The sequence below is a fragment of the Candidatus Pantoea bituminis genome (genome assembly GCF_018842675.1).
Classification (GTDB): Bacteria; Pseudomonadota; Gammaproteobacteria; order Enterobacterales; family Enterobacteriaceae; genus Pantoea; species Pantoea phytostimulans.
This window is the reverse complement of sequence record NZ_JAGTWO010000004.1, coordinates 1763425-1777162: the sequence shown is the minus strand read 5'-3', so window position 1 is coordinate 1777162 and position 13738 is coordinate 1763425. Positions and strand designations below refer to the sequence as shown.

7 protein-coding genes and 3 pseudogenes are annotated in these 13738 nt (G+C 50.7%); 6 read left to right on the top strand and 4 right to left on the bottom strand.

The window, feature by feature from the left end; genetic code table 11:
* Nucleotides 1–82 precede the first annotated feature (82 nt).
* A complete protein-coding gene (locus KQP84_RS12090; protein WP_215846722.1) occupies nt 83–2113 on the bottom strand; it encodes a choline transporter in 2031 nt (676 codons plus the stop codon).
* A gap of 245 nt (nt 2114–2358) precedes the next feature.
* Between KQP84_RS12090 and betI the strand changes: the two genes are divergently transcribed.
* The 3 genes and pseudogenes from betI (at nt 2359) to betA (ending at nt 6151) form a co-directional block, all read left to right on the top strand.
* Nucleotides 2359–2952: a transcriptional regulator BetI gene (gene betI / locus KQP84_RS12085; protein ID WP_215846721.1), complete on the top strand. Its 594-nt coding sequence runs from the start codon at nt 2359–2361 to the stop codon at nt 2950–2952.
* 14 nt (nt 2953–2966) lie between these two features.
* Entirely contained in the window at nt 2967–4439 is a 1473-nt protein-coding gene (betB, locus tag KQP84_RS12080) for a betaine-aldehyde dehydrogenase (RefSeq protein ID WP_215846720.1), read from the top strand.
* A 24-nt stretch (nt 4440–4463) separates the two neighbouring features.
* A pseudogene (gene betA / locus KQP84_RS12075) lies at nt 4464–6151 on the top strand (choline dehydrogenase).
* Between the two features lie 70 nt (nt 6152–6221).
* Here the strand turns inward: betA and aroD are convergent.
* A pseudogene (gene aroD / locus KQP84_RS25370) lies at nt 6222–7054 on the bottom strand (type I 3-dehydroquinate dehydratase).
* 128 nt (nt 7055–7182) lie between these two features.
* Between aroD and KQP84_RS12060 the strand changes: the two are divergent.
* The 3 genes from KQP84_RS12060 to KQP84_RS25365 all read left to right on the top strand — a co-directional run bounded on the left by KQP84_RS12060 (nt 7183) and on the right by KQP84_RS25365 (nt 11346).
* Entirely contained in the window at nt 7183–8244 is a 1062-nt protein-coding gene (locus KQP84_RS12060; RefSeq protein WP_215846718.1) for an FUSC family protein, read from the top strand.
* A 184-nt stretch (nt 8245–8428) separates the two neighbouring features.
* Nucleotides 8429–10840 (top strand): membrane-bound PQQ-dependent dehydrogenase, glucose/quinate/shikimate family, encoded by a 2412-nt coding sequence (locus KQP84_RS12055; protein WP_215846717.1) that lies wholly within the window; start codon nt 8429–8431, stop codon nt 10838–10840.
* A gap of 179 nt (nt 10841–11019) precedes the next feature.
* Entirely contained in the window at nt 11020–11346 is a 327-nt protein-coding gene (locus KQP84_RS25365) for a four-helix bundle copper-binding protein (protein WP_243077844.1), read from the top strand.
* 88 nt (nt 11347–11434) lie between these two features.
* On the opposite strand, the gene iraP is transcribed toward KQP84_RS25365, so the two are convergent.
* Both iraP and KQP84_RS12045 read right to left on the bottom strand, forming a co-directional pair.
* The gene (iraP, locus tag KQP84_RS12050) at nt 11435–11764 is read right to left on the bottom strand and encodes an anti-adapter protein IraP (RefSeq protein ID WP_215846716.1); all 330 of its coding nucleotides are present in this window, start codon (nt 11762–11764) and stop codon (nt 11435–11437) included.
* Between the two features lie 279 nt (nt 11765–12043).
* A pseudogene (locus KQP84_RS12045) lies at nt 12044–13629 on the bottom strand (PTS transporter subunit EIIC).
* Between the last annotated feature and the right edge of the window lie 109 nt (nt 13630–13738).

The following is a 13738-nucleotide window of genomic DNA, read 5'->3' as shown; positions in this document are numbered from 1 at the left end:
AGATAGATGATTTGTTGACGTTGCGGGTCAGCGTAGAACTGAAAAAAGCCGGAGAAAGATTCTCCGGCCTGTGCCATGCGCGTTAGACGTTGGGGAACGTAATATTATTGCCCGGCGCTTCACGATGAAGATGGATAAAGTTCAGGTGGCGTTCGTACTGATCGAGAATATCGATAATCACCTGTTCTTTGCTGTAATCCATTAAATCGTTGCCTTGACTGCCTTCCAGCAGGAAGGTTTCCAGGCGGTAATAGGTTGATTTACCGCTGCGTGCGCGGTAGGTGAAGCCCGGAACCGAATACTGTTGCGGCCAGACCTGATAAACAAAGTCCTGCTCTTCACCCAAATTCACCCGCAGATCGAGATAGCCGATCGGGTTAGCCTCATCGGCTGGCACGCTTTCCAGCGTCACTTTACCGCCACGCAGTTCCAGCTCTTTCGCAACATCCTGCATCGCCGGGAACACCACGGTTTCCATCATTTGCTGGGTATAACGTGTGCCGGGATAGTTCATCAAACGTGACAGGCGTTTTTTCCAGCTCAGACGATCATTTGCCGCCGCAAGATAGGGAGCAGTTTCACGCGAGGCGCTGGCCCGACGGTAATCCTCAATTTTCAGCGACTTATACAAACCCGCCATCACAAAGAACATGACAAAACTGAACGGCAGCCCCATGATTACCGTGGTATTTTGCAACGCCGAAATACCGTTGGTCATCAACATACTCAGGGTTAATACGCCGATGGCAATTGACCAAAAAATACGTAACCAGTTCGGTGCATCACTGTTGATGTCTTTCAGCTTCGAAGTGAAGTTGCCAAGCACCAGCGATCCAGAATCGGCTGAAGTGACATAAAACAGCATACCGGTAATCGTTGCCACGGAAGCACTCAGCTTAAAGGCGGGATATTGCGCCAGCAGGCTATAGAAGCCGCGTTCCGCATGGCCCATCACTTCCTGCGCAAATCCTGCATCACCGTGAATGATTTCGTACAGCGCGGCATTACCGAATACCGACAGCCACAACAGCGTAAAGGTAAACGGAATAATCAGCGTTCCCAGTACGAATTCACGAATAGTACGACCACGAGAGATACGCGCCAGAAACAAGCCAACAAACGGCGACCAGGCAACCCACCACGCCCAGAAGAAGAGTGTCCAGCTGTTCATCCATTCGGTTGGACGATCAAAGGCAAAGGTGTTCAGCGTCATGCCCATAAAGCGATTGATGTAATCGCCCACGTTCAGCACGAGCGCATTCAGCAGGAATTCAGTATTGCCCATAAACAGCACAAACAGGATCAAACCCAGCGCCAGCGCCACGTTGATCTCTGAAAGAATACGGATCCCTTTGTCCACGCCGGACGTCACGGAAATGGTCGCAATGACCACAGACAAAATAATCAGTGCCGTTTGCGCGGTCAGCCCTTCAGGAACATCAAACAAGACTTTCAGACCGTAGTTCAACTGAACCACACCGATGCCTAATGTCGTGGCAATACCAAAAATCGTGCCGACTACAGCAGCAATATCCACGGTATGGCCGATTGGCCCATTGACTCGCTTACCAAAAATAGGATACAGCGCCGAGCGGATGGTCAATGGCAAGTTGTAGCGATAGCTAAAGTAACCCAGCGCGATTCCCATTAAGGCGTACATCGACCAACCGGTTAAGCCATAGTGGAACAGTGTCCAGACCATTGCCTGGCGAGCCGCTTCCATGGTTTGCCCCGCCCCTTCTGGCGGCTGCATGTACTGCGCAACCGGCTCAGCCACCGAGAAAAACATCAGGTCGATACCGATACCGGCGGCGAACAGCATGGCCGACCAACTCAGTACGCTGAATTCAGGTTTTGATTGTTCCGGGCCAAGCTTGATCGCACCAAAACGCGAACAGGCCATATAGAGCACAAATACGATATAGAGTGAGGCGGATAACATGTAGTACCAGCCAAACGTCGCAGAAACCCAGTTTACCGTTTTTAAGATCCAGCTTGCGGCCAAATCGCTATAAAGAATTGTCACAAGTGAAAATGTCAGAATCAGTCCGGCTGACGTGTAAAACACAACAGGATTGATTCTGTCTTTTTCACTGGCAGGTGAATTAATCATCGATTACCTCTGGTTAATTTACTGCAAAATTTCAAGAACTTACTTCAAAGCCAGGCGATGTCTGACTCGTATCCTTCCCTTTTATTGCCAAAATTTTATCTGCGCTACGGCGTTGTATTGCGCTTCCCACCGCTGCGTTTATCGTAACAACTGAAGCACAGCATCCTAACAACTTTTCTTTTTATATTGAACGTGCAATCAAAAAAGTTTTAATAGTGGCTCGAATTGAGGGTGGAGTTGGAGTTATGCCAAAGGTGGGGATGCAGCCGATAAGACGTCGGCAACTGATTGATGCGACCCTGAGCACAATTAATGAAGTCGGTATTAATGATGCAACCATCGCCCAGATTGCGCGCCGTGCAGGCGTGTCGACCGGGATCATTAGTCACTACTTCAAAGACAAAAATGGCTTATTAGAAGCCACAATGCGCGACGTGACCCGCCAACTGCGTGATGCGGTTGCCGCCAGGCTGCGGCCTTTGGTTGATGCCAGCACAGAAGCGCGCTTGTGCGCGATTGTCGAAGGCAATTTTGACGAAACGCAGGTGCACAACGCCGCCATGAAGGCCTGGCTGGATTTTTGGTCCAGCAGCATGCATCAACCCCAGCTCAATCGCCTTGAGCGCGTCAGTAGCAGTCGGTTGTTTTCAACGCTGGCAGCAGAGTTCCGTCGTGAAATCCCCCGCGATAAGGCGCGTCTGGCGGCTTATGGCTTAGCCGCATTGATTGACGGTTTATGGCTTCGTGCCGCATTAAGCGGTAAGCCCTTCAATCCAGACGCGGCCAGAACCTTGACCACACAATTCATCCGTCAGCAGTTGGCTGGCGAGCACGAATAAAGGAAGGAGAAGATATGTCCCTGTTCACCGAGCAAAAATTATATATCGATGGTGCTTACGTAGCCGCGACCGAAGGCGAAACTTTCCAAACCATCAATCCGGCCAATGGCGAAGTGTTGGCTGATGTGCATCAGGCAGGTGCAGTGGATGTTGATCGCGCCGTTGCTGCGGCGCAAAAAGGTCAAAAAGTTTGGGCAGCCATGACCGCAATGGAGCGCTCACGCATTTTGCGCCGTGCGGTTGATATTTTGCGCGAGCGTAACGACGAATTAGCTGAGCTGGAGATGCTCGATACCGGTAAGCCGTACAGCGAAACCGTCAGCGTGGATATTGTCACCGGCACCGACGTGCTGGAATATTATGCTGGCCTGATCCCCACGCTGGAAGGCCAGCAGATCCCGCTGCGTGATACTTCATTCGTTTATACCCGCCGTGAACCGCTGGGCGTGGTGGCAGGCATTGGTGCCTGGAACTACCCCATTCAGATCGCGCTGTGGAAATCCGCACCCGCATTAGCTGCGGGTAACGCAATGATCTTCAAACCCAGCGAAGTGACGCCATTAACCGCGCTCAAACTGGCAGAAATCTACACCGAAGCTGGCGTGCCAAATGGCGTATTTAACGTGCTGCCGGGCACCGGACAAGTCACAGGTCAGCTGCTGACTGAACATCCCGGCATCGATAAAGTCTCGTTCACCGGCGGCGTCGCCAGCGGCAAGAAAGTCATGGCTAATGCAGCGGGATCTACGCTGAAAGAGGTCACCATGGAGTTGGGTGGCAAATCTCCGCTGATCATCTTTGATGATGCCGATCTCGATTTGGCTGCCGACATTGCCATGATGGCCAACTTCTACAGTTCAGGTCAGGTTTGCACCAATGGTACTCGCGTCTTTATCCCTGCCCCGCTGAAAGCGGCATTCGAAGCGAAAATCGCTGAGCGCGTGGCACGCATCCAACCTGGCGATTTGCGCCAGCCGGAAACCAACTTTGGTCCGCTGGTGAGCTTTAGCCATCGCGATAATGTCATGCGTTATATCGAGTCAGGTATCGCTGAAGGGGCGCGCGTGCTGTGCGGTGGCAAACGCCTTACTGGCGCGGGCTTTGATCAGGGAGCTTGGGTTGCCCCCACCGTATTCACCGATTGTCACGACGAGATGAAAATTGTGCGTGAAGAGATCTTCGGCCCGGTGATGTCAATTTTGAGTTACGAGAGCGAAGAAGAAGTGGTACGCCGCGCCAACGCCACCGAATTTGGTTTGGCTGCGGGCGTTGTGACGCAGGATCTGAATCGTGCGCACCGCGTGATTCATCAAATTGAAGCGGGCATTTGCTGGATTAACACTTGGGGTGAATCGGCAGCAGAGATGCCGGTCGGCGGTTACAAACACTCCGGCGTGGGTCGTGAAAATGGCCTGATGACGCTGCAAAACTACACCCAAGTGAAATCTGTGCAGGTCGAACTGTCACGTTTTCAGTCAATATTTTAATTATTCCAACCTGAGGAACGACGAATGGAATTTGATTACATCATCATCGGAGCCGGATCCGCAGGGAATGTTTTAGCTACACGCCTGACCGAAGACAGCACTGTAAACGTTCTACTGCTGGAAGCAGGCGGTCCAGATTATCGTTTTGATTTCCGTACCCAAATGCCTGCGGCGTTAGCGTATCCACTCCAGGGAAAACGCTACAACTGGGCTTACGAAACCGATCCTGAACCTTACATGAACAACCGCCGCATGGAATGTGGTCGTGGCAAAGGTTTAGGGGGTCGTCGCTGATTAATGGTATGTGCTACATCCGCGCCAACGCGATGGACCTCGATGGCTGGGCCAAAGAGCCGGGCCTGGAATCGTGGAGCTATCTGGATTGCCTGCCGTACTACCGCAAAGCCGAAACCCGTGATATCGGGCCAAACGATTATCACGGCGGAGACGGCCCGGTTTGCGTGGCAACGCCAAAAGCGGGTAATAACGTGCTGTTTGAAGCGATGATCGAAGCGGGCGTGCAGGCGGGTTATCCACGTACTGAAGACCTCAACGGCTATCAGCAGGAAGGTTTTGGTCCAATGGATCGCACCGTAACGCCACAAGGTCGTCGCTCCAGCACCGCGCGCGGTTATCTTGATCAAGCTAAAGGCCGTACCAACCTGAAAATTATCACGCATGCCACCACCGACCGCATCGTGTTCGAAGGCAAGCGTGCTGTCGGCGTGGAATATTTGGTGGGTGAGAGTAACACCTCACATAAAGCTCATGCGCGTCGTGAAGTGTTGTTGTGTGCAGGCGCGATCGCATCGCCGCAGATCTTACAGCGCTCGGGTGTTGGCCCGGCGACTTTGCTGAAGCAGTTCGATATTCCTGTGGTACAGGATCTGCCTGGCGTGGGTGAAAACCTACAGGATCACCTGGAAATGTACCTGCAGTACGAATGCAAAGAGCCGGTTTCTATTTATCCGGCATTGAAGTGGTGGAACCAGCCGAAAATCGGTGCTGAATGGATGTTAAATGGCACCGGCCTCGGTGCCAGCAACCAATTCGAAGCGGGTGGCTTTATTCGAAGCCGCGAAGAGTTCGCCTGGCCGAATATTCAGTATCACTTCCTGCCGGTTGCGATTAACTACAACGGCTCTAATGCGGTGGATGCGCACGGTTTTCAATGTCATGTCGGTTCGATGCGTTCGCCAAGTCGGGGCCATGTGCGGTTGAAATCACGCGATCCGCGTCAGCATCCTTCGATTCTGTTCAACTACATGGCGTCTGAACAGGATTGGCACGAGTTCCGTGATGCCATTCGCATCACCCGCGAGATCATTCAGCAACCGGCGCTGGATAAATATCGCGGCCGCGAAATCAGCCCGGGTCTTGATTGCCAGACCGATGAGCAGCTGGATGAGTTTGTGCGTAATCATGGCGAAACGGCTTATCACCCTTGCGGTACCTGTAAAATGGGTACCGATGCGATGTCGGTGGTTGATGGTGATGGACGCGTTCACGGCCTGGAATCATTGCGTGTAGTGGATGCATCCATTATGCCGCTGATCATCACCGGTAACCTGAATGCCACCACCATTATGATTGGCGAGAAAATTGCTGACCGTATTCGTGGTCATCAGTTACCGCGCAGCACAGCGAAATACTTTGTGGCGGGCGATACGCCAGTGCGTACAGAGCCAAAGCGCGCAAATCAACACGCATAACGATCACCCATATTGCACTCGCGCCAACAGCTAAGTTGTTGGCGCTTTTTTTGTCTGTTAACCGGCTTGGTTAACTATCCTGACCCGCCTGATGCAGCGCTTTCAATGTTTGATACAGTACATTCACGTCCAACTGGCCGGGAGCAGACGCTTGTCCCAGGTTACCAAACGTCAGATTGCTGCCATACACTTCACCCGCGATACGGCTAATTGTCCCCTTTCCTCCCATTGCCATTGTCAGCAAAGGCTTATCACTGTGCTGTCGCATTTGCCAGGTGACAGACGTTAAGCGATTCACATCCTCTGGCGTTTTCGGCATCACGGCAATTTTCAACACATCAGCACCGTGCGCGGCTTGCCATTCCAGACGCTGTAACATCTCTTCATTAGACGGCGTCGCATTGAAGTCATGATAAGAGAGGATCACCGCCACCTTTTGCTGTCGCGATTCTGCCACCAGCTTTTGTATTGGTTGCTCACCGATGCGCATCTCAATATCAACCATATCAACGAATCCCGCGGCCAACCATTGCTGATAAAGTTGCGTATAACGCGCATCGTCCAGCATTTTTTCTCCCCTTCCTGTTTGGTACGAAAGGTCAGCAGCAACGGCTTACCGTTCAGTTTTTGGCGCATCGACTGGCCCAATTTAGCGACGCGCGGTCCATCCATAGCAAAAGCGAGTTTATCAACACGCAGTTCAACGATACTCACTTCATGCGTGCGTGCGGCTTGCTCAGTTTCTTGCAGCACGCTGGCTTCATCCTGCCCTGAGGTCGAGACGATAATAGCGGGTTGTCCCTGACCAATGCGCACATTGCCTACCTGAAGCGGCTGAACCTGCTGTTTTTTCGACTCTGGCTCTTGAGCACTGGCGTCTGTCGCGCAAACAGAAACCGCCATCGCCAGTAAAATCGCTGTGGGTGCGTTTAACATTAATGTCTCCTTTCGCTTTGGTATGATCATTTCAGTTTTTAAGATCTGGTTCACACTTTTAAGATAGGCAAGAGAGAAGCAAGGAGAGAATAAATATGAAAGTGGATGCCGGACTGAAGCACGACCTGCGGCTGGGCCTCTGTTGTTTGCCTGCACTGATGCTGATTTTTATCGGCGGATTTCTGTTAAATCATGTTGCCGAAGCGAGCGTCATTGCCAGCGGTGCTTTGCCGCTGGCCTTTGGTGCCAGTAAAACCTGGGAAGGCTCTTCATTTAAATTGCTGCTGGCAACCGTGGTGGGACTCGGTTTCTCATCCTGGCTGGGCGCCATGGCGGGATCGGTGTTGCCGCTCTACATCAGCCTGGCCATGATTTATACCGCGGCCTACGCCATCATCACGGGTATTGATGGCACCGCGGGTTGGGTATTCCTGCAAGCGGCGATCGCCTTTCTGGTCTCAGGTTACTTTCCTGGCGATATGGCGCATGCCACTCACCGAGCGCTGCTTATTTCCATCGGCGGCTTGGTACAGTTAACAATAATTTGCCTGCTGTTGAGCAAAGGTCATTTTCATTTGCAGTGGGTGAGCCGATTTTCACTGTTCTCCTTTCTGCGTCAGGAGACGCTAAAACATCGCCACAAACTCCATCTGCGCTGGTCAGTGCTGTTTGGTTTATTGTCGATGGGGATGGCGCTGTTCACCGTTGAACTTTATCACCTGAAGAATGGCTACTGGACCGGTATGACTCTGCTGTTGTGTTTGCGCAACCACTATCAAGAATCACTGCTGCGGGTGCCGGCAAGGCTGTTTGGCACGTTTCTGGGCTGTTTGTCGGCGGGCGTCCTGACCTACCTTTTCCCACAACTTGCCGTGCTGGCATGCGGTTTTATCGTTTCAGGTTACATCGCGTTTACCCTTTCCTATCGCCTGGCAACCGGCTCCTATTTTGTCTTTACCTTTTTCGTCACCCTGATGGTGGTATTTATGATTTCACTGACAGGGTTAGCGCAGGGAAATGTGGCAGCCGATCGCCTGACTGCAACGGCAATTGGCGGAGCCTACGCATTAGCCGCAATCTTATTCACTCGTTTGGCGACGGCATTACAAATCCGATTTAGCGACAATAAAAAGTCCGATCCTGAATCATTATATTGAATCAATGAACCCGGAAACGGTATGCCGATAAGGGTTCGAAAACTTCAGAGACAATAATTTACCAATTAAATCGCATTGAAAAATAAGCGTATTTTGGAAAAATCGTGTGATTTAAAGCATGCCATCTGCAAAGTGTCAGTTTTTCTATAGGCTTTACTGACAATCTTTTACAGAGGGATGTATTGTGGCATCAACATCGCTGCGTTTTTGGCCAACGCTAAGTGGTCTTTTGGTCAGCTTGTTTGGTTTAGCTTATTTGATACTCGGAGGCTGGCTGGCTTTTTCAGGCGGCACGCCGTGGTATCTGCTGTTTGGTATTGGCTTCTTAATCAGCGGCATTCAACTTTTACGGCGTCGCTCGTCAGGTATCTGGCTCTATTTGATCACTTTTTTGATTTGTGTGGTGTGGTCATTAACGGAAGTGGGACTCGATGGCTGGCAATTAATGCCTCGTCTTCTGGCGCCAGCAATTCTTGGCATTTGGCTCTGCATGCCTTGGGTTGTGCGTCCAATCATCACGGCTGCTGCTCAACGCCGTTCAACGTTGGCTGCCGCATTGATTTATCTTCTCTCTATCGGCGGCATTCTTTACAGCGGCTGGCAAGTCACTGACGCCCGCTTTGTTCATCATCTCCCCTTTCCCGCCGTGCAATCTGCTCAGCGCTCAGCCACTGAAGATAACGGCAATGACTGGAAACATTACGGTCGCACGGCGGCTGGACAACGCTTTTCTCCGCTAACGCAAATTACGCCGCAGAACGTAAATGAATTAAAACCGGCATGGCGTTACGACACCGGTGATGTCATGCGTAAAGGCGAAGACAAGGCAGGACGTGAGTTCAGTTTTGAAGTGACCCCCATTAAAGCGGGCAACAGCTTGTACATTTGTACGCCTCATCGTGAAGTGATTGCGCTGGATGCCACCACAGGAAAACAGCGTTGGAAATTTGATCCAAAATCGAATACTTCAGCTAATGAATACCTTGCCTGCCGTGGTGTGGCATGGAGCCAGGTTGATAGTGATGCGACCTGCCCACAGAAAATCATTACGACTACGGCGGATGCGCGCATGGTGGCGCTGGACGCACGCACCGGCAGACCGTGCGAATCTTTTGGTCAACATGGTTATGTCTCTCTTACCGATCACATGGGCAACGTGCCGCCTGGATTTCATTACATCACTTCGCAGCCGATGGTGCTGGAAGGCCGTATCGTGTTAGGCGGTTGGATATATGATAATCAAACCACGGGCGAACCCTCAGGCGTTGTGCGTGCCTATGATGAGAAAACCGGTGAACTGAGTTGGGCGTGGGATTTGGGTCGAAATCCAGCAAATGCGCCGTTAAAAGCGGGTGAAACCTATACACGCGGTACACCAAACGGCTGGGGAACCTACACCGCCGATCCAAAATTGGGTTTGATTTATATTCCGCTGGGTAACGCCACACCGGATTACTACGGTGCGGGAAGACGCACTTTTGACGAAAAATATTCAAGCTCAATCGTCGCACTCGACATTCATAGCGGCGAAGAAAAATGGCATTTCCAGACGGTGCATCATGACGTATGGGACTTTGACTTGCCGATTGGTCCAACGTTAGTTGACCTGCCCACTCCAGATGGAAAAGGTGTGCATGCGCTGGTGCAAACCACAAAGATGGGGCAGTTGTTCTTGCTGGATCGTCGAACCGGTAAGCCGCTGGCTCAAGTGAATGAAAAATCTGTTCCCACCTCGCCCTCATTACCGGGCGAACATCTTTCACCAACGCAGCCTGATTCCGTGGGTATGCCCAACCTTGCCCCGCCCGTATTAAAAGCAACCGACACCTGGGGCGCTACGCCGTTTGATCAGCTTTGGTGCCGCATTCAGTTTCACCGTTACCGTTATCAGGGTAATTTCACGCCACCAGCAGCGGGAACTTCCATCGCTTATCCTGCCTTTGATGGGGTAATGGATTGGTACGGTGCATCAATTGATCCGCGCCATAATGTCATGATTGCCAATACCAGCTATATCCCTTTCACCATGCAAATGATGAAAAGTGACGACGCTATTAAGCAAGGTCTGATGCAGAAATGGGCAGGCTGGGCCAGCGGTCAACCTTATCCAAAACCTAAAGAGTTCGCGGTGGGTCCTGAATATGGCACGCCTTGGGCGGCAGTCGTCAAACCCTGGCTTAGCCTATTAGGTGCCCCGTGTAGCACACCGCCATGGGGCAAGTTATACGCCATCGATCTCACCAGCCGCAAAATCATCTGGGAACGTCCAGCTGGCACGACGCGTGATATGAATATTTTCGGCACACATACTAACGCTCCGCTGCCAACCGGCATCTTTATGATGGGCGGCAACGTCATTACTCAAAGTGGACTGATTTTCATGGGGGCAACGGCCGATAATTATCTGCGTGCCTATGACGAAGCCAGCGGAAAAGAGTTGTGGCGCACCCGCTTACCGGCAGGCGGCCAGGCTACGCCGATGACTTACCAAGGTGAAGATGGCAGACAATATGTGGTTATTGCGGCGGGAGGACACGGAGGTTTGGGTACAGCCTCAGGGGATTCTGTGATGGCTTATGCGCTGCCTTCTCATTAAATATTTTCTTTGGGCTGTGCTTTTTTCAGCACTGCTTATTCCCCTTACATAAAAGTAAAAAGGGTTTTTTATTGTTAGATATAATAAACCAGCCGCTGAAATAGTTATTAACATATTACTGATTTGCATAAAGACGCTTTTATTTTCAGACTTAAGGAGGAATAAATTGAGGAGGAAATATGATTGAACAATATCGTCATTGCATTGAAGCATGCTATTTCTGCGCTGCAGCCTGTGATAATTGTGCCGCATCCTGTTTAAAAGAAGAGAATTTAGAAATGATGCGGGATTGCATCAGACTGGATACACAATGCGCCAGCCTCTGTCGTTTAAGCGCGCAATTTATGGCACTGGACAGCGATGCCGCAAAAGCATTATGTGCAATTTGCGCGGATATTTGTCAGCAATGCGGCGAAGAGTGTGGGAAACATCAGCATGATCATTGCCAGCAATGCTCAAAAGCGTGTCTACACTGCGCTGAAGCATGCCGCAAAATGGCCGCTTAACATACGTGAATAACCGCCTGAAAAGGCGGTTTATTACTGGTGGTAAATTATAAAAGATCACTAAGCGTGAAAGTCAGCATTAATAATTTTAGGCATTTTTTGCATCAAAAGGGCCTGTATCGCCGGAGTTAAGCACAGCATTTTCTTTGGCGATCATTTGGGAAACTCTAACCATATCCTGGAACTCTTGCAGCAGGAGTTCTGCTTCAGGTCGATAGGGATCATAGGGATCAACCATGACAGAGTTGATGGCTTTATTCACGCTGCCAATGAGTTCGCTCAGTCCACCATTTTGGCCGATGGTCAAAAGCAAGGCACTCATCATCAGAGATTGCGCTTCTACTCGAGCGGCTAGCTGTTTAGCTTGAGCATCCATATTCGAAATCTTAGCAAGCATACTCAGTATGACATTATTCATCTGACCTCCAGTCTTTTATTCAGAAAAACAATGAGCGCTTAGCGCTGAACATACAGAGTTTACCTGAAAAAGAGGGGAATATGCCACATGGTCAGACCAGAGTGCTGTTTTCAGGTAATTAACAGCGCCTATATACTGCAGATAAGATTAATAAAATTAAACCCATAAAAGAAGCTTATATACTCAATATTAATTACGTTGCAACAGTGAACAGATAACCCTGCTGCAACGCGGAGAGAATAAACCGCAAGAACCTTTCAACGTTCTGCCGCTTCGCTTTTAGGCTACACCCAATGCTGTTTTTACTTCATTCGCAATTTTTTCAACTTGCGGGCCATATATGACCTGGACATCATTATTACTGACACGGTTTATTCCATTAGCGCCAGTGCTCATTAAAGTCTGATCAACGACTTCCTTCATATCTTTAACCCGGACGCGCAAACGCGTAAAACAGCAATCAACATCTTCAATATTCGCATGGCCGCCTAAACCACTGATGATCACTTGTGTGCGCTCGTTGGCAGCAACCACCTGCGGTTTTTCATCCTCAGATTCTCTGCCTGGCGTTTCTACGTTCATTCGGGTAATGACGAAGCGGAAAGCGTAGTAATAGAGCGGTGCATAAATCACGCCCAGCGCCAGCGTCCACCACCAATGCGTTTTGCTGCCGCCGAGCATGCCAAATACGACCAAATCGATAACGCCACCCTGAACGTTCCCGATCATCAAGTGCAACATCGACATCAACATAAATGAGAGGCCGGTCAGGAAGGCATGCAGTAAATAAAGCACCGGCGAAACGAAGATGAAACAGAACTCCAGCGGTTCAGTGATACCGGTAGTAAAAGAGGTTAATGCTCCCGCCATCACCAGCGCCTTGACGCGTTGCTTATGCTCTGGCCTTGCCGTGTGATAAATCGCCAGCGCCGCTGCGGGTAAACCAAACATCATTACTGGGATTTTTCCCTGCGCAAGAAACTGGGTGGCAGTGCGAATGGTTTCATCTGGAATCATGCCAGGATGGGTTAAAGAGGTATTAAAGATATTCAGTGCACCGACAACGCTTTGGCCATCAACAGTCGCCATACCGCCAATCGGCGTAAAACGCACCGTTTCATTCAAAATATGGTGCAGGCCGGTAGGAATCAGGATGCGCTCGAAAGCACCTAGCAGAAAAGCGCCATATTGTCCGCTTTTACCAATCATCTGACCGATCCAGGCAATGCCCTGACCTATGGTTGGCCATATCATTGCTAACAGCACACCGATGAGCGGTAAACAGACCACGGTGACAATTGGCACAAAGCGACGCCCTCCAAAGAAGCTGATCGCCGTGGGCAACTGCTGAGTGTAGAAACGATTGTGTAGCGCAACTGTTGCTAAGCCAGCAATGACGCCGCCGAGCACACTCATGTTGTAGGTGAAGACGCCCAGCATCTCGATGTATTCCGCCGAGGTCATCATCGCCGTGGTTTGATCCATGCCCGCCTGCTGTAACGCTTCTGGCGTGGTCGTAGCGGCAGTTAAGCCTTTGGCGGCCAACGTGGCATTGATACCGACATTCATCGCAATATAACCAATCACTGCTGCAAAAGCCGCCGTGGGTTTTTCTGCTTTGGCCAAACCGATGGCGCTGGCCACGGCAAAAACACCGGCAAATTAGCGAACAGCGCGCCAGCAACTTTGCGGATAAAGCCAATGATTAATTGTGGAACCTGCATCTGCGCAAACGCATCGCCGGTAATCGCCGGATTTTGCATTGCTGCTGCCAATCCAAGAAATATCCCCGCAGCGGCAATGACCGAGATCGGCATCATCAACGCTTTGCCAAAAGCATGAATCTGGCTGGTCAGCTGTTTCATGGTATCGCGCCCTCTTCTGTTGTGAAAAAACAGTATTAGCGCGATGTAGAAACTTCACCCGTAAACGCCGGGTTAAACGCGAGTAAAATTTGACCAACGTCACATTTAA